16 protein-coding genes, 1 tRNA gene and 1 rRNA gene are annotated in these 24173 nt (G+C 43.3%); 15 read left to right on the top strand and 3 right to left on the bottom strand.

Features of this window, described 5'->3' with window-relative positions:
• Window positions 1–234 precede the first annotated feature (234 nt).
• Window positions 235–3225 (bottom strand): cation-translocating P-type ATPase, encoded by a 2991-nt coding sequence (locus D0T18_RS00105; protein WP_064621761.1) that lies wholly within the window; start codon window positions 3223–3225, stop codon window positions 235–237.
• A 226-nt stretch (window positions 3226–3451) separates the two neighbouring features.
• Here D0T18_RS00105 and rlmB point away from each other — a divergent pair, with 226 nt between their 5' ends.
• Window positions 3452–4447 carry a 23S rRNA (guanosine(2251)-2'-O)-methyltransferase RlmB gene (gene rlmB, locus D0T18_RS00095; RefSeq protein WP_064621762.1) on the top strand — a complete coding sequence of 332 codons (996 nt, stop codon included), beginning with the start codon at window positions 3452–3454 and terminating at the stop codon, window positions 4445–4447.
• A 130-nt stretch (window positions 4448–4577) separates the two neighbouring features.
• A complete protein-coding gene (locus tag D0T18_RS00090) occupies window positions 4578–6383 on the top strand; it encodes an ABC transporter ATP-binding protein (RefSeq protein ID WP_116440291.1) in 1806 nt (601 codons plus the stop codon).
• 135 nt (window positions 6384–6518) lie between these two features.
• Here the strand turns inward: D0T18_RS00090 and D0T18_RS00085 are convergent, their stop codons facing one another.
• Complete coding sequence (locus D0T18_RS00085; RefSeq protein ID WP_116440290.1) at window positions 6519–8303, bottom strand: S1C family serine protease; 1785 nt, start codon at window positions 8301–8303, stop codon at window positions 6519–6521.
• Window positions 8304–8488: 185 nt separating this feature from the next.
• On the opposite strand from D0T18_RS00085, the gene tgt reads away from it, so the two are divergent.
• The 12 genes from tgt to D0T18_RS00020 all read left to right on the top strand — a co-directional run bounded on the left by tgt (window position 8489) and on the right by D0T18_RS00020 (window position 22038).
• A complete protein-coding gene (gene tgt, locus D0T18_RS00080) occupies window positions 8489–9814 on the top strand; it encodes a tRNA guanosine(34) transglycosylase Tgt (protein ID WP_004109431.1) in 1326 nt (441 codons plus the stop codon).
• Window positions 9815–9889: 75 nt separating this feature from the next.
• Window positions 9890–9972: transfer RNA gene (locus D0T18_RS00075), tRNA-Leu, on the top strand.
• Window positions 9973–10118: 146 nt separating this feature from the next.
• Window positions 10119–10889: an alpha/beta hydrolase gene (locus tag D0T18_RS00070; RefSeq protein ID WP_004109429.1), complete on the top strand. Its 771-nt coding sequence runs from the start codon at window positions 10119–10121 to the stop codon at window positions 10887–10889.
• A 74-nt stretch (window positions 10890–10963) separates the two neighbouring features.
• The gene (locus D0T18_RS00065; RefSeq protein WP_064622043.1) at window positions 10964–11425 is read left to right on the top strand and encodes a nucleoside deaminase; all 462 of its coding nucleotides are present in this window, start codon (window positions 10964–10966) and stop codon (window positions 11423–11425) included.
• Window positions 11426–11814: 389 nt separating this feature from the next.
• Window positions 11815–12825 (top strand): LacI family DNA-binding transcriptional regulator, encoded by a 1011-nt coding sequence (locus D0T18_RS00060; RefSeq protein ID WP_004109425.1) that lies wholly within the window; start codon window positions 11815–11817, stop codon window positions 12823–12825.
• Between the two features lie 216 nt (window positions 12826–13041).
• Window positions 13042–14535, top strand: coding sequence for a sugar ABC transporter ATP-binding protein (locus tag D0T18_RS00055; RefSeq protein WP_033888531.1), 1494 nt, complete (start codon window positions 13042–13044; stop codon window positions 14533–14535).
• 171 nt (window positions 14536–14706) lie between these two features.
• Window positions 14707–15708 carry an ABC transporter permease gene (locus D0T18_RS00050; RefSeq protein ID WP_004109423.1) on the top strand — a complete coding sequence of 334 codons (1002 nt, stop codon included), beginning with the start codon at window positions 14707–14709 and terminating at the stop codon, window positions 15706–15708.
• Between the two features lie 263 nt (window positions 15709–15971).
• A complete protein-coding gene (locus D0T18_RS00045; protein ID WP_420870290.1) occupies window positions 15972–16910 on the top strand; it encodes a D-ribose ABC transporter substrate-binding protein in 939 nt (312 codons plus the stop codon).
• Between the two features lie 294 nt (window positions 16911–17204).
• Window positions 17205–17600: a D-ribose pyranase gene (gene rbsD, locus D0T18_RS00035; RefSeq protein WP_004109421.1), complete on the top strand. Its 396-nt coding sequence runs from the start codon at window positions 17205–17207 to the stop codon at window positions 17598–17600.
• A 46-nt stretch (window positions 17601–17646) separates the two neighbouring features.
• Entirely contained in the window at window positions 17647–18693 is a 1047-nt protein-coding gene (locus D0T18_RS00030; protein WP_004109420.1) for a ribokinase, read from the top strand.
• Window positions 18694–18935: 242 nt separating this feature from the next.
• Complete coding sequence (locus D0T18_RS00025; protein ID WP_116440288.1) at window positions 18936–19904, top strand: ketopantoate reductase family protein; 969 nt, start codon at window positions 18936–18938, stop codon at window positions 19902–19904.
• 214 nt (window positions 19905–20118) lie between these two features.
• The gene (locus tag D0T18_RS00020; RefSeq protein ID WP_116440287.1) at window positions 20119–22038 is read left to right on the top strand and encodes an alpha-glucosidase; all 1920 of its coding nucleotides are present in this window, start codon (window positions 20119–20121) and stop codon (window positions 22036–22038) included.
• Window positions 22039–22063: 25 nt separating this feature from the next.
• Here the strand turns inward: D0T18_RS00020 and D0T18_RS00015 are convergent, their stop codons facing one another.
• A complete protein-coding gene (locus D0T18_RS00015) occupies window positions 22064–22834 on the bottom strand; it encodes an SIR2 family NAD-dependent protein deacylase (RefSeq protein WP_116440286.1) in 771 nt (256 codons plus the stop codon).
• A 759-nt stretch (window positions 22835–23593) separates the two neighbouring features.
• Here D0T18_RS00015 and D0T18_RS00005 point away from each other — a divergent pair.
• Window positions 23594–24173 (top strand): 16S ribosomal RNA (locus D0T18_RS00005); the annotation flags it as partial.

The following is a 24173-nucleotide window of genomic DNA, read 5'->3' as shown; positions in this document are numbered from 1 at the left end:
ACGAAATATTTATTGCTATTTTGCGCGAAAAATACAATACGCACAATTGTAGCGCGTGCCGCGGTCTGTGAGTATTCTGCAAGCTATTTCCTGAAAACAAATAAATATTCATGAGCAATAAGCAAAAAATTTTATAGAAAATAAAAACACAAAACGCGGCACAGAAACGTAGGTTATGTAAGAAAACTACGTACTGTACCGCGTATTTGCAAAACAGCTTAATAATGTATTTTATTAAGCGGCAATAGTTAAGGCGTTCGCTGCTTTACGTTTTGCAATGAAACGAAGCACGCATTTACGCAATTCGGAAGCAATTAACACGACCATTGAAAGACCAAGGCACTCGAACCATTCCGTTACACTCAAAGGAACAGTGCCAAATGGCTCATTCAAGAACGGTATGTAAATTACAGCCAACTGAAGCACAACAGAAACTGCTATAGCACCCCAAAGCCAACGATTTGCAAATAAGCCTACAAATACGCTTTGTGAGTCTGAACGAGATGCTAACGCATTCAGCATTTGCGCAAACACAAGAATTGTAAAGCCCATTGTGCGAGCGTGAGTAAGCTGAGCAGCGTGATCCATAATTCCAACAGAACGGTCTGTAAAGAATCCGCCTGCCAAATGCATATCCATACCGATTAACGTAATAGCAGCCATGATTATGCCGATAAATACAATATCTCCCCACATTCGTCGGTCAATAACGCTATCGGTAAGCTTTCGAGGCTTTCGATCCATTACGTCGTCAGTTTGCGGATCAACGCCCATCGCGAGTGCAGGAGCTGCATCCGTAAGCAAGTTAATCCACAAAAGCTGAGTTGCAAGCAAAGGCAAAGTTACACCAACAGAGTTTGGCTGTGTAATTCCCAGTGCGCCAGCGAAAACAACGCCGCCGAAAACAGTACAGACTTCGCCAACGTTAGAACTGAGCAAGTATCGCAAGAATTTACGAATATTGTCGAAAATTCCGCGACCTTCGCGCACTGCTGCAACAATTGTAGAGAAGTTATCGTCAGCCAAAATCATCTTGGCAGACTCTTTAGTTACTTCTGTACCAGTAATGCCCATAGCAACGCCAATATCGGCAGACTTTACGGCTGGAGCATCGTTTACGCCGTCACCAGTCATAGCAACAATGTTTCCTTGACGTTGAAGCGAAGAAACGATAGCTAACTTGTGCTCAGGGGCTACTCGCGCGTACACGCTAGTTTTACTGATAGCTTCATCAAAAGCAATATTATCGTCGTTGCGTGAAAGCAATTCGTCAAGTTCGTCGCCTGTAAGTGCATGCTCATCTTTTCCAATAATTCCAAGATCTCGAGCAATACGCGTAGCCGTAAGAGGATGGTCGCCTGTAATCATAACAGTACGGATTCCAGCGCGATGAGCTTGAGCTACACTATCTCGAACTTCAATTCGCGGAGGATCAATAATTCCAACCATACCATTCCAAATCAAATCAGATTCTAGTACGTCACTTTGTTCCGCAACGTCCGCGATTTGACCTGCAGCGTTAGAAACCATGCCATCAACTTTTGAAAGACTATCGACTCCAAGCGGCCTATAAGCCATTCCAAGCGTGCGGTAGGCTTCTCCAGAAAGACGTTCAACAGTTGCTAAAATATCTTCGCGATCGCCGTCAGTAAGCGGACGCACGGCACCAGCTACTGCAATACGCGTGCAATAAGAAAGCAACACGTCCGGAGCGCCCTTAGCGCAAACAATCAGATTTCCAGAATCCGAACCATCTTTAACAACAACAGACATACGTTTGCGTTCAGAAGTAAAAGGTACTTCCGCAACTCGAGTCAAATGAGCGTAACGTTTGTCCGCTTTTGTTTTACGAGCTGCTACTACTAGCGAAACTTCTGTAGGGTCTCCAACTGGCTGCCAACTTTTAGTAGTTTCGTCATAATGTAAATCGCCGTCGTTGGCCAAACATCCGGAGCCTAACGCGCCTAATACTTCTGTAGCAAGATTTTGCGGTACTGCTAAATCTGCGTCCGCAGAACCAATTAATATCATGCGTCCTTCAGGCTTGTAGCCGCTTCCTGTAAGCTGAACTTCGCCGCTAGGTGTTACTACGCGTTCAACAGTCATCTCGTTTCGAGTTAAGGTGCCTGTTTTATCGGAGCAAATAACAGAAGCAGAACCAAGTGTTTCCACGGATGAAAGCTTTTTTACAACAGCATGATGCTTCACCATTCGTTGCACGCCAAGCGCAAGAACTACTGTCAAAATCGCAGCTAAACCTTCTGGAACAGCAGCAACAGCTAGGGAAACAGAAAGCAGCAGAGAATCAATAATATCTTGAATACTGTGGAAGCCTTCAATCAGCCACATGGAAGCAAGAACAACAGCTGCAATAATGCACACCGCAATTCCAAGAACTTTAGAAACGTGTACCATTTCTTTCTCGAGAGGTGTTGCTTCGTCATCTGATTTTGAAAGCATATCCGCGATTTTGCCAACTTGTGTGCGCATACCTGTAGAGGTGACTACAGCGCGACCGGTTCCTTGCGTAACAGCAGTTCCGTTGAAAACCATATTTGTGCGATCGCCTAAAGCTTTTGCAGACGAAAGCGTATTCGGACGTTTGCTTACTGCAACAGATTCGCCTGTAAGACTTGCCTCAGCTACGCGTAATGAAGCCGCTGCTATAAGTCGACCGTCTGCAGACACGGCATCTCCTTCGCCAAGCACTAAGATATCGCCTGGCACAACTTCTGCAGTATTAATGCGCACCACGCTACCATCGCGCAAAACTGAAGTTTGCGGAGCACTCATTCTAGCTAAAGCTTCGACTGCTTCTTCTGCTCGCGACTCTTGAATGTAGCCAAGCACTGCGTTTGCAATCAAAATAATGATAATTACGATTGAATCAAACGGCAGAATCTCTCCACCGCTGTTTCCTTTATGTTGTGCGCGCTCAACAAACCACGCAATTGCAGAAATAATAGTTGCTGCAATAAGCAAGTAAACGAGCGGATCTTTAAATTGATCAAGGAACCGTTTCCATGCTGGAATTTTAGGAGCAGCAGCAAGTGCATTTGGGCCGAATTGATTAAGTCTTTTTGCAGCTTCCTCAGAGCTTAAACCGCATGTAATATCTACGTTAAGTGATTTAGCTACTTGCTGAACATCGCACAATGATGGATCTTTGCTATTAGCTGAAGAGTCAGCTGTTTTATTGGATTGATCAAGAGCGTGATCAACCATATCTTCCCCCTTGGGAGTGCCGCGGAGTAGTCAATAATCGCAATGCTAACGCTATTTTTAGCGCTTCGTATTGTAACTATTGCGCGGTTGTGGAATATTGCAATAGTTTGCAACAATTAAGTACCGTTCTATTATGCCATACAACGCGCCGAGCTTAGAATCAGCAGACTTTGCCAGCTTCAGAAAGCTATTAAACAATGCCTTGGGGGCATGTGAGAATAGGAGTATGACTACGAAAAAAGGGCCGACCAAGGGGTCGGGTGGAAAACATCGCAATGCTTTGCGCGGAAAAGGTCCTACTCCGAAGGCTGAAGATCGCGTGTATCACAAAGCTTATTTTGCTAAGAAAGCTGCTATTAAGCGCACATTTGCAGATCCGCGTTTGGCTGCGCGCCGCAGAGTGGATAAGCTTGGTAGCGATTCAGATGAGTTGGTAATTGGTCGCAATGCTGCTTTAGAGGCGTTAAGAGTTGGAGTTCCAAGCACTCAATTGTATGTGGCTAATCGCATTGAGCATGACGATCGCACGCGCGAAATCGTGAAGTTAGCAGGCATGCAGGGTTTGCGTTTGCTTGAAGCGGATCGCCTTGAAATGGATCGTATTGCGCATAGTACGAATCATCAGGGCATTATTTTGAAAGTTCAGCCTTACCAGTATCACTCTTTGCAAGAATTGGTTGAACGAGCGGAAAAGAAGGCGCGCGCAATGGAAGCTGCTGATTCAGATTCTGCTCGCATTAATGCTCGACCATTGTTTATTGCTTTGGATGGCGTTACGGATCCTCAAAATTTGGGTGCTGTTATTCGTTCTGCAGCAGCTTTCGGTGCTAATGGTGTGATTTTGCCTGAGCGCAGAAGTGCTTCCGTAACTGCTGCTGCTTGGAAGGTTTCTGCTGGTGCTGCAGCTCATTTGCCAGTTGCTAGAGTTGTTAATTTAAATAAGGCAATTCAAGGTTTGCGAGAGCGCGGATGGTATGCAATTGGTCTTGATGGCGGCGGCGATAAGCTTGTTGGAGAAACTGGCTTTGAAACTGATCCGTTAGTTGTTGTGCTCGGCTCTGAAGGTAAGGGCATGAGTCGCCTTACGAGAGAAGCGTGCGATGCTATTGCTGGAATCCCAATTTCTAGCGCGGTTGAATCTCTTAACGCTTCTGTTGCAGCAGGCATCAGTTTGTACGCTGTTGCTAACGCTCGTCGTTTGGCTGCATTGAATCAAAACTGAAATTTTCAAACTTTAAAATCACGCTTGCACTGTATTGTTACGGTGTTAGCGTGATTTTATTTGGTTGGGGCTTTGGATTTGCTGAAGTTTAGTACTTACGCAATTTTGAAAGAAATAATTAAATAGAAATATGCATATTAGCGAAAATACTATAGAAGAAAATAAAACACTTATGAACGAAAATACTGTTACAAATACAGGTACAAATACGAACACAAGTACGTCAAAAACAAAAAAAACTTTAAATGTGACAAAAACTTTAAAAACAACAAATAAATTATGGTTCGTAAAGAATGCTCGTTCGCTTATTTTTATTGCATACCTATCTGTCGTCGTAGCAGTTATGTGCTTCCACGAGCCTTGGTTTGATGAAGCTCAAAGTTGGCTTATTGCACGCGATTCTTCGTTTGCTGATTTGTTAACTCTTCGACCACATTATGAAGGCCATCCGCCGCTTTGGACTTTGCTTCTTTCCATACCTGCAAAAACAGGAGTTCCATACGAAATTGGTCTTAAAGGCGTGCAACTTCTATGCACTGCGCTTTTGGGTGGCTGGCTTATTTTCCGCGCGCCTTTTAGTAAATTGGCTGTGTTTTTGCTTCCGTTTACGTATTTTTTGTGCTTCCAATATGGCGTTACTTCACGCCCGTATGCTCTTCTTTGCGCGGTTTTGTTCATGGTTGCGCATTATTGGAAACAATCTGATTCTAAGTCTTCTGATACTTGGAAACTCGCTTTAAGTCTTGTACTTTTATGTGCAATCAGCGCGTATGGCATTGCTTTAGCAGCAGGTTTTGCTTTTGCGTGGATTTGGAGAGTTGTAAAATCTGCAGGAATTAAAAAAGCTTTCGCTGAAATAGTCTCTAACACTAACAGATTAGTAAGCTGGATAATCCTTGCTTTAGTTGGAATTGCAAGCATTATTTGCATTTGGCCTGCTGCTAACGCTTTCGCATCGCGTGAAACATTCGACGGAAATTCTCCTCTTACGCAATTCTTGTCATTTATTTTCGTTATGCCATCAGAAAGTATGTTCACTCAATTTGCCGGCGATGTCTCTTTACGCAGACTTACACTAAGCGTACCGTCCGCAATTATTTGCGTTATTATTTCGATTTTAATATGGTCTTTCGCTGTAAGAATCGCTTATCGAAGGGGCATGCTTGTTTCTTTGATACTCCCTTACTTGACTTTTGCGGCAATTGCCACGCAATATTTCACTTTGCACCACGCAGGAATCGTTTTTGCATTCTTCGTAGCTCAACTTTGGATGTGCATTGCGCGTAAGCCACTGGAATCTAAAGATATTCCGGCGATTATTTTTAGGTTGTTCAAAGCTGCAAATAAAGCTGAAAATAGCAATAGTAAATCTGCAAGTAAATCTGCCGGAAGCAAAGTTATTGCTGGCATTATTATTGTTGTTTTATTATCCCCAAGCTTGATTTGGAACGCGTATTCTTGCGTTAACGATATTCGATTCGACTATTCGGGCTCGCGTGCACTTGCGCAATTTATTAAGCAAAATCATGCTGAAAACATGCGATTCGTAACGTCTTGGCTACATCAAGATGAAAAAACGGATAAACAAGGTAATGTTATCGTTCCTGAATTTGAAGATATTCATCAATATTCGTGGCAGCTTATTACAGCAAATCCTTATTTCTCAAAGAATCTTATTGATTGCAGTTATAAGAATAGTTCGTTTATTACAAATGAGCAGCCATCTCAAGAACAAGCATCAAATGAAATGGATGCTTGCAAAGCAAAGAAAGAACCTAAATTCTTTGTCACAGAATCAGATAAGCCTTGGTATTATTTTGTGTATTTAAACTACAATATTGACCATTATACTAAGCGTACTATTGCTAAAACAAAATCATCTTGGAAAGCAGGGACCTCAGAAGGAAGAATTATTGTATACGAGCGTAAAAAATAATTAGCGCATTTATATAAATACATTTAAATATATTTAATTACATTATGAAAATGCCCCTGCGTAAGTTAACTAACTTATTTAGGGGCATTTTTATTACAATGTCTTACTTTTTAATAGTAAAACATGCGGTTTTATTTACCAGAAACCGAATGGATCAAATATTCCACCATCGTCACCATCGTCATCTCCACGTTGTTGTAAATCGTCATCGTCACCATCGTACGAGTTACTTCCGCGTTTTTTACCAGGCTTCTTTTGGTTTTTCTTTAATTTCTTTTCTTGCTTATTTGTGCCATTAACAGCAGTTTCTTCTTGGTTGAATGTAACTTGCAACTTAAGTGTGTTGCCGTTACGAACTATTGTGAGCGTAGCTTTTTGATTGAACGCTGTTGCTCTCACATACCCGAGGAGTGCGTAATTATTGGATACAGGCTTATCGTCAAAAGCAACAATAGTGTCATTGGCTTTGAGTCCGGCTTTTTCAGCAGGGCTTCCTTGATTGACAGAAACAATTTGAGCTCCTCCGCGAGTAATTCCTTCGGACTCAACTGCTGTGCTTTTAATCATGATCCCTAGTACTACGTGCTTTACAGAACCATTCTTAATAATTTCTGTAACTACTCGTTTCACCAGATTTGCTGGAATTGCAAAGCCGATGCCGATAGATCCTGTAGTCTCCCCTTGAGCTGATGTCGCTGCAATAGAAGAATTAATACCTATGACCTTTCCGGCAGCGTTAAAAGTTGGGCCGCCTGAATTTCCTGGATTAATAGCTGCATCAATTTGTACTGCATTAGTTACAATTTCAGAGCGGCTTTGGTCGTCCATAACTGATACTGGACGATTTAAAGCCGAAACAATGCCTGTGGTAGCTGTATCGTCATATCCAAGCGGATTTCCGATTGCCATAACCGGTTCGCCAACGGAAAGCAGATTAGAATCTGCAAATTGGACTGTCTTTAAATTATTTGGTGAATTGTCTAATTTAAGTACTGCCAAATCAGTAGTTTTATCTGCTCCGACTAATGTAGCTGAATAAATTTGACCATTAGAAAGGGTTACTTGAATTTCTTTTGCATTAGCAATTACGTGATTGTTTGTTACAACATAACCTTTTGAATCAATGATTGCTCCAGAACCCTTCCCCATGCCTTTCTCTAAACGAGTTTGTATAGAAACAACGGCTCCGGAAACATTTTTTGCAACTCCTTGCCAATCCGGAGATTGTCCGCCTTTAACTACTGCGGTCCCAGGGCCAGAAGAATGAGAGCCGATGTTTGCGAAAGAGCCGCTTTGTGGAATTGAAATAAGACCTTGCGAGATTACAAATAGAACTACAACTACGCAAACTATTGCAGAAATTGCGGAGGATAAAATGGCAACAAAAGCAGTTGACGAAGAGCTTTTTGTTTTTCTTTTGTTACCTTTTTTGTTTGTGTCGTTCGTATTTGCTGCATTTGTGCTAATAATGCTTGTTTTTGCTATATTTTCATTTTCTTCGTTACTTGCATTATTGTTAAAATTCTGTTGCGCTGGTGTTTGATTGCCAACTTCATTATTTGGGTAAGAATTATTGTCTGTGCCGTAATTATACGGATTTCCGAAGCCGTTAAAATTATTATTTCCGTAGTAATTTTGTGATTCAATGTATTGCGTAGGAGCATTGTTGATATTTGTATTATCCGCATCGTTATTTTGGTTTACGGCGTAATTGTTAGCTGGATACTGTGTAGTGTTTGTACCAACTTCATTTTCGTTATTTGTTGGGCCGTAAGCTCCGAATTCAGGAGCTGGGCTATATGTTTGTGCTGTTTGCGTTGGTTGTGCTGGTTGCGTCGGCTGTTCCTGCTGCTCGTAATATCCATTATTTGCAGTTTCATTGGATTCCTGCTGATTTGCACCATACATATCGTCAGCCATTCATCCTCCTTACAAAAGACTCTTAACACACCATAATAAACCATGCCATTATCTATGTAAGAGATAGTATGTTTTTTTATAATTTTTTAAATAATTTGCCTTGTAAATTTCATAAATTTTGCAAATTAATTTGGATATTGTCACAGAAAAATATAAATTGTGTGTGTTTTTTATTTATACTCGTCATGCCTTCTAATAAAGTAAATGCTATGACAAGTCTTCTTGAACATCCACGCGGAGCTGAGCCTGGGAAGCCTGGTGACCGCAAAGAATTTTCGTTTACAACTAAAACGCGACTTTCCAATACTGCTGAAGGTAAAGGTCGTGACGGTGCTCGCTATGGGCGCACCGGCGTAATTCACACGCCTCACGGAGATATTCAGACCCCAGCATTTGTACCTGTTGCAACGCAAGCTGCAATGAAGGCAGTGTTGCCAGAAAGCATTAAGGATTTGGGCGCTCAGTGCATGCTTTCAAACGCTTTTCATTTGTACGAACGTCCTGGCGCGGATGTTCTTGACGAAGCTGGCGGATTGGGAAAGTTTATGAACTGGGATAAGCCAACCTTTACGGATTCTGGCGGTTTTCAGGTTCTTTCTTTGGGTGCTGGTTTTAAGAAGACCCTTGCAATGGACGTTACTGGCATGAAGTCGGATGATGTTATTGCAGCCGGTAAGGAGCGTATGGCTTTTGTTGACGAGGATGGCGTAACTTTTAAGTCTCCTCTTAACGGAGCTAAGCACCGTTTTAGTGCTGAAATTTCTATGGGAATCCAGCATAAGCTGGGCGCGGATATTATGTTTTCTTTCGACGAGCTTACTACTTTGATGAATACTCGCCGATATCAAGAGGAATCTGTAGAGCGCACTTTCCGCTGGGCAAAGCGTTGTGTTGCAGAGCATCAGCGTTTAACCGAGGAGCGTGTAGGCAAGCCGTATCAAGCATTGTATGGCGTTGTGCAGGGTGCTAATTATGAGGATTTGCGTAGGCATGCGGCCGAGCAGATTGCTTCTTTAGATTTTGATGGCGTAGGCATTGGTGGCGCTATTGAGAAGCGAATTATTGGTGATACTTGCGCTTGGATTTGCGATGCTATGCCGGAAAATCGCCCACGCCACGTGCTTGGTATTGCAGCCGTGGATGATATTTTTGCTTGCGTTGAAAACGGCGGAGATACTTTCGACTGCGTGGCTCCAGCTCGCTGCGGAAGAAACGGAGCAATTTTTACTCGTCATGGTCGCTACAACGTAAAACGTGCAGAGTTTAAGCATGATCAGCGTCCGCTTGAAGAAGGCTGCGATTGCTACACTTGCACGCATTATTCCAGAATGTATGTGGATCATTTGTTGCGCGCTAGTGAAATGAATGGATTTACGCTTGCAACCATTCATAATGAGCGTTTCTTTGTGAAGCTGCTCGACGATATTCGAGCTTCTATTGACGGCGGATATTTTGAAGAGTTCCGCGATGAGACTCTTGCACACTATTACGAAAACGGTTCTAAAGGCTGAGAGTAGTTTTGAGCGCAAAATGCTAGGTTAAATATTGCGAATTTATGTTAAATATGATAGCCTTGCACTTTGTATGCGAACGTGGCGGAATGGTAGACGCGCTGTCTTCAGGTGGCAGTGAGCGTATGCTCGTGCGGGTTCAAGTCCCGCCGTTCGCACTAGTTAAAAAGGCTGGAATTGCAAGGGCTTTGTCTCTTACTATTCTGGCCTTTTGTGCAAATATAAGGCAACTATATTGCAACTGCAATGCAAAAAAGTGCGAGTATTGTACAAACTTTTATTTATTACAAGCGACGGTGATGTAATGAACACTAACGATGAACTAAATATCAATAATGTAGGTGACAATTCTTACGATCCACATATTGGTCGCGAATCTCACGTTGTGCCGGGTCGTTTTGGTGAGCCTTTAAAAGTTATGAATGCACAGTATTCGCAAGGGAATGCTTCAGCTCATCCAACGCATCCGCTGCTTTTGCTCCTTCACGGTTGGGGTTCTAACGAGGAAGATTTATTGGATTTGTTGCGAGTAGTTGCACCATATAATGATGCAATCGCTTTACGTGCTCCACTTAAGCTGGCAGAAGGCGCTTACAGTTGGTTCCACGATGCTGTGCCGCAGCGAGAAGATTTAGATTACGATATGTATGCTGCTGCTGTAGCAATTGACGAATGGGTGCATGAAAATATTCCAGCGAATCGCGACATTGTGCCATTTGGTTTTTCGCAAGGCGCTGCGCTCGCGGTGCACGTTTTGCGTTTGAATCCTTCGCGCTACCGTGCGGCCGTTTCGCTTTCCGGGTTCATAGCGCCTAGTGTTCCTGCTTCCTCGGAAGAAATCGCATTACAAGATAACGATTTAGCTGAGCGTAATACTCCTGTATTTTTCGGCTACGGATTAGAGGATGGCGTGATTCCTCCTTACGAATTCTCGGCTGCTGCAGCGTGGCTTGAGGAGCACACTTGGCTTGAAGAACGTCGTTATCGCGGGTTGGATCACGCTGTTGATATGAACGAAATTGGCGATATTCGCAAGTGGTTCGTAACTCACGATATTTCTTCTGGGCTTATGTAAATTTACTTAGATTTATGTAAATTTATTCGATTTTGTTTTTTCTTAATCTGTAAATTAATTTGTAAAGTGATTTCATGAATATGCGCGATGAGATAGTATTTGCAATGAATCAAGCCTTGAATTTGGCTCGAGAGTCTGCTTCTGCAGGCGAAGTCCCAGTTGGAGCAGTTGTGCTTGATGGTAGCGGTAATATTATTGGCAAAGGCGCAAATATGCGAGAGCAGAGCGCTGATCCTTTGGCTCATGCTGAAGTGCTTGCTATGAAAGATGCTGCTACCTCGCGTAAATCTTGGAATCTATCTGACTGTACTCTGGTAGTAACTCTTGAACCTTGCCCTATGTGTGCTGGAGCTGTGCTGCAAACGCGCCTTAAACGCGTGATTTTCGGGGCGTGGGATGCCAAACTTGGTGCGTGTGGTTCTGTATGGGATATTTTGCGAGATCCTCATGTTGGCTCACGTCCGGAAGTCATTGGTTCAGTATGCGAATCTGAGTGTGCTCAACCCTTGCGAAACTTTTTTGCGCATCAACGTTAGATAAGTGTTGCATTATTTTTTAATGTTGCGTTTAATTCAAGATAACGCAGTGCATGAAAAGTAATTTTTAGCGTGTTCCCCTTGTGTTCATTCTAGCAAAATGTTATAGTTGCGGTAACGTTACCGCATGAGGTAAGTTGAAGAAACCGACAATTGTGGGAACGTTATCTCAATTGCGGATTCTATTCAGCGCTGATGAAGCTGCTCATTGAGAATAAGATTGCACAGAGGCTCTTATGCATGGTTGCATAGTGCTGTTTTTCTCCAACGAGAGGAGTATATGGAAAAACGTAGTATAAAACATGGAGTACAAGCTAAAATCAAAACATATCGATAACAGTGCAAAATTGTTAACACTGGTTGAGCATAAGAGATGAGCTGGAGGTGTCATGTCGTACATTACGATTCGCGATGTTGCGCAACGTGCTGGTATATCAGTATCAACTGTTTCTCGCGCATTGAATAATACGGGTCGTATATCGGCAAACACTAAGGCGAAAGTTGAGCGTGCAGTTGCGGAACTAGGTTATATACCAGATTCTCGCGCTCAGGCGATGCGGTCATCTCGTACTAAGACAGTGGGGCTACTTGTGCCAGATATACGCAATGCGTATTTTGCTGAGCTTGCGTATACTGTGCAAGACTCGTTGTTTGATGCCGGCTATTGTGCGTTTATTGGAACATCTTCTGAGAGTGCAGCTCGTCAAGATTCATTCATTACAAGTATTCTTTCTCAACGCATTGATGGTGCGATTATTGTGCCTCAAGGTGAGGAAACTGATGCTATGAGAATGTTGATGGAGCAGCATCTTCCACTTATGTTTATGGATCGACATGTGGAGTCTCGGACTGGCGATTTGACGCATGTGCCAGTTGTGGATTCGGATCCAGAGCAAGGTATTCGTGAAGCATTATTGGATGTTAAACAACATGGTTTTTGCTCAGTTGGCTACGTGTCGGGTCCAATTATCGCTTCACCGTCACTGCAAGAACGTGAACAAGTATTTCGTACAGTGGCTTCGGAGATATTTGGCGAAGAACATGTATTTGTAGAATCTACGGGATTTGAACAATCCTCATGCGCTAGCGTGTTGCATCGCATGATTAGCGTTGGTGTAAAAGCACTTATTGTCGGTTATTCGCCAGATGCGCTGCGAGTGATGGATGTAATGGCTCGTGAAGGATTAGTGATAGGCAGTGACATTTCACTTATCTCGTTTGATGATGTTGAAATATTCCGCTTAGCAACGCCGCGTATTTCTACTATTTCGCAACAAGTTCAGCGCATTGGTCGTACTAGTGCTGCACTTTTTTTGGATATGTTAGAACATAATGTTGATGTTCAATCGCAGCGAGTAGAAACTATGTATATTCCGCGTGAATCGTTAGGAAATGCGTAGCTGTAAGGCTGTTATTCTATAGCTTGACACTATTGTTATTGATTTTTGTACCGTGACTTTGTAAGCGTGTGCAGCAATCACCTGAGCGTACCGTTGTTGTTACGTTTTTGCATGCACATTGCGGCATAATTCTCATCCAAAGTACAAGCGTAATGTAGCGTAATTTATTGCATTTTCGTGGCAGCAGTGGTGCTGTAGCGAAGAAAGAGGTAAGACATGACGGAACTATCGCTAGTAGGAGTATCGAAAATATTCGGTAATTCTACGGTAGTTGACAATGTGTCTGTAACAGTAAAACCAGGTGAAGTGCATGTTCTCCTTGGTGAAAATGGTGCGGGCAAGTCAACAGTTATTAAGATGATGAGCGGCATTTATCAGCCAGATAAAGGTCATATTGAGATCAATGGTGAAACAGCGCGAATTCCTAATGTGGATACTGCTCGCAAATTGGGCATTGCTGTGATTCACCAAGAGTTAAATTTGGTGCCAGAACTTTCTATTATGGAAAATTTGTTCCTTGGTATGCTTCCTACGAAAGCTGGTTTTGTTAGTCGCGCGACGATGCGTGCTCGTGCGGAATCTGCATTGCAAGTTATCGGTTTAGATGAAGATGTCAATAAGCCAATGGGACAACTTGGTGTAGCTCGTCAACAGATGGTAGAAATAGCCAAAGCACTTATGCAGCATGCATCTATCCTTATTCTTGATGAACCAACAGCTGCTCTAACAAAACCAGAATGTGAACAGTTATTTAACATTATGGAAGATTTAAAATCCAAAAATGTTGGAATGGTGTTTATTTCTCATCATTTAGATGAAATTGCGCGTATTGGTGATGTTGTAACCGTACTTCGCGATGGCAAATACGTCGATACTGTTGATGCGCAAGTTCCTGAGAAGGAACTTGTAAAACTCATGGTAGGTCGTGATATTACAAATCAATTCCCTCATGGCAAACGTAGTCAAGGCAAAGAGCTGCTAAAAGTAGAAGGCTTAACGCGAAAAGGTACGTTAGAAAATGTATCCTTCAGCGTTCATGCTGGCGAAGTTGTGGGTCTTGCAGGTTTGGTAGGTGCTGGTCGTACCGAAGTTCTTCGTGCAATATTTGGTGCAGATAGTTATGATTCAGGTTCAATAACTGTTGATGGTAAATCTATTGCAAAAGCGAATATTGCAGGAAGCATCGCAGCTGGTCTTGGTTTAGTCCCAGAAGATCGTCGAGTACAAGGGTTGATTCTTGAAGCATCTGTTGCAGAAAATTTGGGAATTTCTACATTAGTTCCTACAGCACATGCAGGATTTGCGGATTTGAAAGGGCAGCGTACTCGCGAGGAAGAAACTGCAAAAAAATTGCGTATTCGTATGGCAAACATTGATCAACTCGCTGGTTCGCTATCTGGCGGTAATCAACAAAAAATCGTGTTCGGCAAATGGTCTATGGCGAACGTGAAAGTGCTATTGCTGGATGAGCCTACTCGTGGTGTTGATGTTGGTGCTCGTGTAGAAATTTACGAGTTGATTAACAGTATCGTAGAAAATGGAGGTGCTGTGCTGATGGCATCCTCAGATTTGCCTGAAGTGCTTGGCATGTCAGATCGCGTATTGGTGATGTCGAACGGCAGAATCAGCGGTGAATTAGCTGCAAGCGAGGCTACGCAGGAAAGTGTGATGGAACTTGCAGTGACTCACCTTAATACATCTGGTATTTGAGCATACAGGAATGAGTAAAACCTTACTGCTTTCAATATGAAACTGATACATGAGCCATATTGAAATCTTAAAAATTAAAGTTACCAATCAAACGTAAAACTTGCATACAACAATTTATTGCACACAGCAGTGCAGTGAGTTATAGCAAAATTTGTTAAAGGAGTATAAATTATGGCTGCTACGAGTAGTGCAAAATCTGAGCATTTGGGATACGGTGCAGTTGATAAAGGATTTTTGCCTGCAGCGAAAAAGTTTGCATCACGCAATGGCGCTCTTATCGGCTTGATTATCTTGTGTGCTGCGCTTTCGTGCGCCACGCCAGCATTTTTGACAAGTGTGAATATTCTCAATGTGGGTATTCAAGCTGCGACAGTTGCTATTTTGGCATTCGGTCAAACCTTTGTTATCGTGTCCGCTGGTATTGATTTGTCAGTAGGTGCGGTGGCTGCAATTTCTAGTATGTTGGTTGCGTATACAGGCGTTTCTATGGGTTTGCCACCAGTGTTAACTGTTGTTGTAGGCATAGTAACCGGTGCGCTTTTTGGTCTTATTTCAGGTGTTGCAAACGCTTTTCTTAAGTTACCGTCGTTTATTGCTACATTGGCAATGATGTCTGTTGCGCGTGGACTTACCCTTGTTGTTTCAGACGGTCGTCCTATTTCCACTTCTGGCATGGTGAATTTCTTTGGTGCCAAGATATTAGGTATTCCAATGCCAATTGTGATGATGATTATCATGGGTGTTATTGCTGCAGTAATACTGAACTTCACCACTACTGGTCGTTCTATGTATGCTGTTGGTGGAAATATGGAGGCTTCTCGCCTTTCTGGTATCAATATTCATAAAACGCAAATTATGGTGTTTGTTTTTTCCGGTATTTTCGCTGCCATCGCTGGTTTAGTTATTGCCGGTCGTTTACATTCCGCTCAGCCTCAGGCTGCCGCTGGCTATGAAATGGATGCTATTGCTTCTGTTGTTATCGGTGGTGCTTCGCTTTCGGGCGGTAAAGGTAAGATTTCTGGCACTTTCGTAGGAGCAATTTTGCTGGCTGTAATTCGTAATGGCTTGAATATTTTGAATGTTTCCTCCTTCTGGCAGCAAGTAGTTATTGGTTTGGTTATTGCCTTTGCTGTGAGCCTTGACACTTTGCGCCGCAAGGAAGATACGCACTGACAGCAAATTAATACTTTTTATAAACTTGATCTTCTCGTAGGAAGGAGGTGAATCTTGCAAATGTTGATTCGTAAGTGGCGAGTAATCAATATTTTCAGCAAGAATTGAGACGATTTGGAATATTATAACTGAACTTTATAACTCAAAACTACGTAACAATAAGGTAAAGAGATGGTGAAACATCAGCCTTATGTCACTGCAACATTGTGGATTTATCGAACTAAAACTTGCGGTAGCACAGGGCAATAATCAAAGGAGATATGATGAATTATCCAATTATGCGTCGAGGCGTAAAGATTGCTTGCGCGGTTGCAGCAGCATCTGCACTTATTGTCAGCATGAGTGCATGTGGTAGTACTAATGGTGGCGATAAAGTCGCATTGCTAGTTTCTACTTTGAACAATCCGTTCTTTGTGGATTTGCGTGATGGTGCCCAAGCTGAAGCAAAGAAACTTGGTGTTGATTTGCAAGTTTCCGACGCTCAGAATGATTCTGCAAAGCAGCAGGATCAAGCGCAGAATGCTCAATCACAAGGTGCAAAAGTTGTTATTATTAACCCTGTAGATTCTGATGCTGCTGGTCCTGCAGTTGCCCCGTTGCTAAGCGCGAACTTGCCTGTGATTTCTGTTGACCGTTCTGTAACTGGTGAAAAAGTTACTTCGCATATTGCTTCCGATAACGTTGCTGGTGGTGCTCAGGCTGCTGACACGCTAGCTAATAGTATGGGCGAAAAGGGTGAAGTTTTGATTTTGCAAGGTATTCCTGGAGCGGCTTCTACTCGCGACCGTGGCAAAGGATTCAAAGATCGTATTAAGAAATATTCAAATATTAAAGTTGTAGCAGAACAAACTGCTAACTTTGACCGTGCTGAAGCATTAAATGTGGCTACTAATTTGTTGCAATCGCACCCGAATGCAACCGGCATTTACGCCGAAAATGACGAGATGGCATTAGGTGCCATTCAAGCATTAGGAGCTAAAGCTGGTAAAGAAATTAAAGTAGTCGGTTTCGATGGCACTGTTGACGGTATGAAAGCTATTAAGGCCGGCGCAATGGCTGGAACAATTGCTCAGCAGCCAAAGGAACTTGGTCGTTCCGCCGTTGCTGCTGCTGTAAAAGCTATTAAAGGGCAAAGTGTTCCAAAGACTGAACCAATTACTGTGAAAACAGTGACAATAAAGAATGTGGGTGATTTTGAGTAATACATATTTGCATAAAACTATGTAATTCTGTATATAAACATTAAAGTTTATGTTGAGTAGTTTTATGGATTAATATAGCTAATGCAAAATTTATATGGTGTTGAGAGCATTCATGATGCTTTCGTGAAAATAATCGCAACAGTAAAATTTATTAATACCGTATGCTTTAGTGTTCTCAACGCCATTGTTTTCTTAATAAGATTTTTTATCATATATGTTCGTGGTGGCGCACTTGTTATGAAGGTGATGATCATTGTTGATGTCACTTTCATGAGCCACGATATGGGGTGAATTATGTTAACTCATGGTATTTTGAACGCACAATTAGCAGCTGCTATTGCAAAATTGAGGCATAAGGATCAATTTGTTGTTTCTGACTGTGGCCTGCCTGTCCCAGCGGGCGTAGAAGTTATTGATTTAGCTTTGGTTTTTGGAATACCGCGATTTCCTGATGTGCTTGCATCAATAAAGGATGATCTTGTTCTTGAGTCTGGTATTATGGCGGAAGAAGCTTGTGATGATGTTCCAGAAACATGGATCAAGGATTTGCTTGGTGTGCCATTGACTTATGTGCCGCATGATGGCGAACGAGGGTTTAAGGCTCTTGTTTCGCAAGCTAAATTCGTGATTCGAACGGGTGAGACTACTCCGTATTCTAACGTGTTGCTGCGTTGTGGCGTTCCATTCTAAGCTTTGTTTTGCGCAATATTTAGGGAGAATTATGTGTAGTTATCATATGCTTGACTCGTTAGAGAGTTTAGAAAAGATTAAAGTCATTCAGCCTGTTAACGTGGCTTTGCAACATGAGACATTGCCTGCGTTACGAAATATGAAGATGCCTACTGTAGCGATAGTTGGTTCTATGAATGCGGATTATACTATTGTTGCTAATCGTCTTCCTATGCCTGGTGAGACCATTAAAGGTAACGAAATACGAATACTGCCTGGAGGCAAGTCAGGTAATCAGGCAGTATCTGCTGCAAAGCTTGGTGCGCACGTATGTATGTTCGGTGCTGTAGGTGATGATGCTAATGCTGATTTTCTTACTGGTGCTTTGCGAGAATCTGGTGTTGATACGACGTATGTACGTCATGTACCCAATTGCAACAGTGGCGCAACAGTGATTACAGTGGATGCGCAAAGTGGCGAAAATACTATTGTTTATGCGCCTGGGTCTAACTCGCAAGTTGATATTGATTATATTCAGTCGCCATCTGTGCAAGCTGCTATTACTAATGCAAAAGTATTAGGGCTTTGCTTGGAAAGTCCATTAGAATCGGTTACGATGTGCGCTCGCTTAGCGCATGAACATGGCGTAAAAGTTTTGCTTAATAATTCGCCTTTTTTGGATACATTACCGCAAGATCTTATACGATCTGCAGATATCTTACTGGTCAATGAGCATGAAATGGCACAGCTATTGCATATTTCAGAACCAGATAGCGGTGATTGGGATTCATTTGATTGGAAGCATACGCTTCATGCAATGCATGAGTTTGGCTTTAATGAGGCAATAGTAACACTTGGCTCACGTGGGTCTATGGTTTTGGATTATGCTGATAATTCGGTGCATCGAATTATGGCTCAGCATGTCAATGCCGTTGATACTACGGGTTGTGGCGATGCCTTTATGGGTACTGTGCTTGCGTGTTTGTCTGTGGATATGCGGTTGGTTGATGCAGCGTCACTCGCTTCTTATGTAGCTGCATATGCTGCTACTGGATTTGGCGCACAAGCTTCTTACGGTACAGTTGCTCAAATTCGTCAATTTTTTCACTTGTAAGTAGGTGATGCATGCATAAATTGTAAGTATATTCAGTTGACGTTCGCGCCTTGCCGATGCGCAGAATTTTGACATTCTTCTAAAACTGTGTAATATGCTATAAAAACCAAAAAGCAGTTGGCTGATTTTAGTCACTACAATCAGCCTTACTGCTTTTTACTATATTTACAGTCGCTTCGACGAATTTTCATGTATGCACGAATTTCGCCTAAGCACATTTTTACCTAAAAGGAGGTGTCACTATGAGTGGCATGAAATATGCAATGATCGGTTCGGGAGCTATGGGATATCGCTATGGCGTTTTGTTGCAGGAAACGGCTGGTATTCATGTTGATTTCATTGACGCCTGGGATGAGAACGTGAGCAAGGTGCGCGAGCAGGGTGGTGTAATGGTGAGCCGAGACCATGAAAACCGTCATTTGGTGCCGATTAATATGTATACGCCTGAAGATTACGACGGCGACCCGGACGTGTGGATTGTGTTTATGAAGCAGATGCAGCTCGCGGAAATGTTGGAGCGTTGCAAGCATCTGTTTAAGGACCATCAGGTTGTGTTTGCTGCAATGAACGGTTGGGGTCATTTTGAAAAGTTGCAGCAGTATTTTAGTGACGATCGTATTTACGGTGGAACTGCCATGATTGCGACCGTTTTGAACGGCCCTGGAGACGTTGATTTTATTGGTAAAGTCGGCGTTGGAAGCATGAATATGTGCGCGTTGAATGAGCAGGTGAGCGACGTTGAGCTTGCTATGCGAGACGATTTTAAGGTTGCCGGCCTGAACCCTACTATTACGGAAGATTTTAAGGGTACTTGCATGGCGAAGGTGATTTTTAATTCCGTAATTAATACTTTGTGTACTATGTATCAGATTCAGATGGGTCAGTTTATTTCGTACCCAGGAGCAATGGATATGGCTCGTCAGCTTATTAACGAAGCGTACGATGTGTGCGATCGTGCCGGAATTCGTATGGTTAATACGCGTCAGCAAGAGATGGAAGCTATTGATTACGTAAGTCGCGTGGCAAATCCTTTGCACTATCCTTCTATGTACCAAGATATGAGTCGCGGACGAAAGACTGAAGTCGATTACATTAATGGTTACATAGCAAAGCTCGGTCGCGAAAATGATTACGTTTGCCGTACTCACGAATTCTTAACGCACGGAGTTCATTTGGCAGAACTCGCGTTCAAGCTTCATAATCAGCAATAATTTAGAGAGTATCCCTATAGCTCTTGCAATGAATGAGAAGGAGGAGCGGCTCGCGGTTTTTACTGCGGGCCGCTTTTTATGATCCGCGCGTAACATCTAATATGCTGATAAAATTTAGAGTCTAAAATCATCAATACTATTAAATAAATAAAATTATTTGTAATAAATAAAACTGTAATAAAAATACTTATTAACGTAAATTAATGGGGTTTATATGACTACTTTTGACAGAGCAAACTTGCCAGAATCCGTGCGCACAAACGGCGCTACGCCAAACCCTTGGTGGGCGAATGCAGTAGTGTATCAGATTTATCCGCGAAGCTTCCAGGATACGAACGGTGACGGCATTGGTGATTTGAAGGGAATCACTTCACGTCTCGACTATTTGGCTGATTTAGGTGTTGACGTGCTCTGGCTCAGCCCTGTTTACAAGTCTCCGCAAGACGATAACGGTTACGATATTTCCGATTATCAAGATATCGACCCGCTTTTTGGCACTTTGGAAGATATGGACGAACTTTTGGCTGGCGCGCACAAGCGTGGGCTTAAAGTTGTGATGGATTTAGTAGTAAATCACACTTCTGACGAGCATGCTTGGTTCCAGGCTTCAAGAGATGCTTCTAGTGATTACGCTGATTGGTATTGGTGGAGGCCTGCGCGTGAAAGTTGTGTGCCTGGTGAGCCGGGTGCGGAGCCGAATAAGTGGGGTTCGTATTTCGGCGGTTCCGCGTGGACTTACGATCCGAAGCGCGGAGAATACTTCCTTCACCAGTATTCTCCAAAGCAACCAGATTTGAATTGGGAAAATCCCGCGGTTCGCGCTGCCGTGTACAAGATGATGAATTGGTGGATGGATCGCGGAATTGACGGCTTCCGCATGGATGTGATTACGCAAATTTCCAAGCATGTTGATTCTGAAGGTCGTTTGCCTGGGGAAGTTGGCTGCCAGATTGAAGATTTTCCAGCTGGTGCTGACGGCTATTCTTCGCCGTTCCCGTTCTGCTCGGATGGTCCTCGTTTAGACGAATTCTTACGTGAGATGCGTGCAGAAGTTTTCGAAGGGCGCGAAGGTTTCTTAACTGTTGGTGAAGCTCCGGGAATTTCTCCGCACCGTAATACTTATATTACTGATCCTACTCACAGTGAACTCGACATGTTATTTCTGTTCAATCACGTGGATATCGATTGCGAAAACGGAACTAAGTGGAATCCTGTGCCGCTAAAGCTTACGGAATTAAAGCGCGTGATGGCTGAGCAGCAGCAAGCTGTAGCGGACGCTGGTTGGGCGAGCCTGTTCTTTAATAATCACGATCAGCCGCGTGCGCTTTCTCGCTGGGGAAGTGAATCTAGCGATGAGATGCGTGTGCGATCCGCTAAGGCAATTGCAATGCTTCTTCACATGCATCGCGGCACTCCGTACGTGTATCAAGGTGAAGAAATTGGTATGACTAACGCGCACTTTACTCGTCTTGATCAGTATCGCGATTTGGAAGCGTTGAACATGTTTAAGCAGCGCGTAGAAGAAGCGCATATTCAGTCGGCGGAGTCTATGATGGATGCGCTCGCAAAGCGCGGTCGCGATAATTCTCGAACTCCAATGCAGTGGAATGCTTCTAAATACGCGGGATTCATACCTTTTAATGTTCCGTCGCTAAACAATGCGGAGCCATGGATTAGCGTGAATCCTAACTACGTAGATATTAATGCAGCTGAGCAGATGGAAGATTCGGATTCTGTTTACGCTTTTTACAAGTATTTAATTGCATTGCGTCATTCGGAGCCGATTGTTTCTGCCGGCTCTTGGAATTTGGTCGATGCGGATGACGAGTGCGTGTACGCTTTCGTGCGCGAGCTTAAATCTGATTGCGAAAAGCAGGATGACTCTGCAGAGACTGCTGCGGAATCTGCTGCAAATTCTGCGGAATCTACAGAACGCATGCTCGTAATGATTAATATGACTGATTCAACCGTGCCTATACCTACGCAGAGCGCGCAATTATTGCAAAATCGCGCCTCTAACGCTTTTGTAGGGCGTGACGTAATGGTTACAACTTACGACGTGAATCACGCGCTTACATCGCTTAAAAACGGTACGCTTGCGCCTTGGGAAGGTATAGCTGTTACTTTGCAATAGTTTTAATAGCGTTACTGTGCAATAATCACTTTGCAATAGTTTCGTCTACTAATTTTGGCAGAGCTTTCGCAATATCTTCGCGAATAATACGCTCTGCCAAATAGTCGTATTGTGTAGAGCCCAAGTTCATTATCGTAATAGGCACTCCTGCACGCGCGGCTAACGGTACTAGAGAAGCAGCTGGAAATACTTCTAGCGTGGAACCAATAACCCACAGCTCGTCCGCTTTAACTATTGCTTGCGCGCTTCGTTCCATTGCTCCTTCAGGAAGTGCCTCGCCAAAATATACAACGTCTGTTTTGATTAAACCGTTGCAAGGCATATTGCTACGGTATGGAAGAGCGCGTCTGCAATGCGGATCTGGATGCTCGTCTAAGTTGCGCATAATATCGGCAGTTTTATAGCTCGCGTGGCAGCTCATGCAGTGTGAGGTTCCAATGCTTCCGTGCAAATTCACTATAATATCTGGGCTATTGCCAGCTTTTTCGTGAAGTGCGTCAAAGTTTTGGGTGGCTATTAAATCTAGCATTCCAGCTTTCTCAAGTTTTACAAGTGCCTTGTGTGCTGTTCCTGGCTGAGCGTTCCAAACAGGTGACTCTTTTTGCCAGCGCCAAGAGTAAATGCGTTCTTCTTCGCTGCTTAAAAACGCGTCTATATCGTAAACACTCATTTGCTCTGGGTGCTTAGTCCATACGCCATCTGGTCCGCGAAAATCAGGAATGCCAGCACTTGTGGAGATTCCTGCTCCGGTTAGTACAACAATATGGCGTTTGCTGTTCGATTGCTTGTTGCTCATTCTTCTGATCCTTCTTTTTATTAATGTCTGTTAATATCCTATTCTTTTCTTCTTTTCTTTATGCGCTTTATGCTTTTTGTGTTTTTATGTGCTTTGTATTCTTTATAAAAGTTTATTTAATAAGTATCTATTTATACAGGTATTTCTTATTTCGTATGTATTCCATATATCGCACTCATATATTTTTGTGTTATCTAATCGTATATCTCATCTTTTTCGGCTTTTATTGTGTCTTTTTCGCGTTGATTCTGTATTAATTGCGTATTTGTTGTTGTTTTTCTTAATGCGTGGGTGCGCGACACTCCCGATTTTGAGGTTTTTGGGGCTATTTTTGATTATTTTTTGTTGGTTTTGATTATTGTTCCTGGTTTTGTGTTGGTTTTTGGGTGTTTTTTGCGTGGTTTTCGACACGCCGGTGTTTTGGCTTGTTTTCAATGGTTTTGGGGTGTTTGTTTTTGGTGAGTTTGCGTTTTAGCGTGGGTTGGTGTAAGTTTATCTCTTGCTGCTCAGCGCGGCTGGTTCTCCTCGGTTGAGGTTGATGGGCCGGCTGGTGTGGTGGTGGTTTGAGAACTCAAGAGCGTGTCTGTACTACTTATTAGTTAATTATTGCCAGTTCATTGCCTGCCTTGCAGATTGCAGGGTGCCTGAGAGATGGTTAAATGGTGGTGAGGTTTTTTGTTGGGATGTTCTTTCCTTAAAGAATGTCTCGTCTTTTTCTTTTTAATATTGGAGCCTTTTGTTGGCTCTTCATTGAAGTTTTTCGTGGAGGGTTCGATTCTGGCTCAGGATGAACGCTGGCGGCGTGCTTAACACATGCAAGTCGAACGGGATCTAGTCAGCTTGCTGACTGGTGAGAGTGGCGAACGGGTGAGTAATGCGTGACCAACCTGCCCCATGCTCCAGAATAGCTCTTGGAAACGGGTGGTAATGCTGGATGCTCCAACTTGACGCATGTCTTGTTGGGAAAGTGTTTAGTGGCATGGGATGGGGTCGCGTCCTATCAGCTTGTAGGCGGGGTAATGGCCCACCTAGGCTTCGACGGGTAGCCGGCCTGAGAGGGCGGACGGCCACATTGGGACTGAGATACGGCCCAGACTCCTACGGGAGGCAGCAGTGGGGAATATTGCGCAATGGGGGAAACCCTGACGCAGCGACGCCGCGTGCGGGATGAAGGCCTTCGGGTTGTAAACCGCTTTTGATTGGGAGCAAGCCTTCGGGTGAGTGTACCTTTCGAATAAGCGCCGGCTAACTACGTGCCAGCAGCCGCGGTAATACGTAGGGCGCAAGCGTTATCCGGAATTATTGGGCGTAAAGAGCTTGTAGGCGGTTCGTCGCGTCT

Origin of the sequence: Gardnerella swidsinskii, assembly GCF_003397705.1 — a bacterium.
Lineage (GTDB): Bacteria > Actinomycetota > Actinomycetes > Actinomycetales > Bifidobacteriaceae > Bifidobacterium > Bifidobacterium swidsinskii.
The sequence above is the reverse complement of the archived record's forward strand: the minus strand, read 5'-3'. Positions and strand labels throughout refer to the sequence as shown.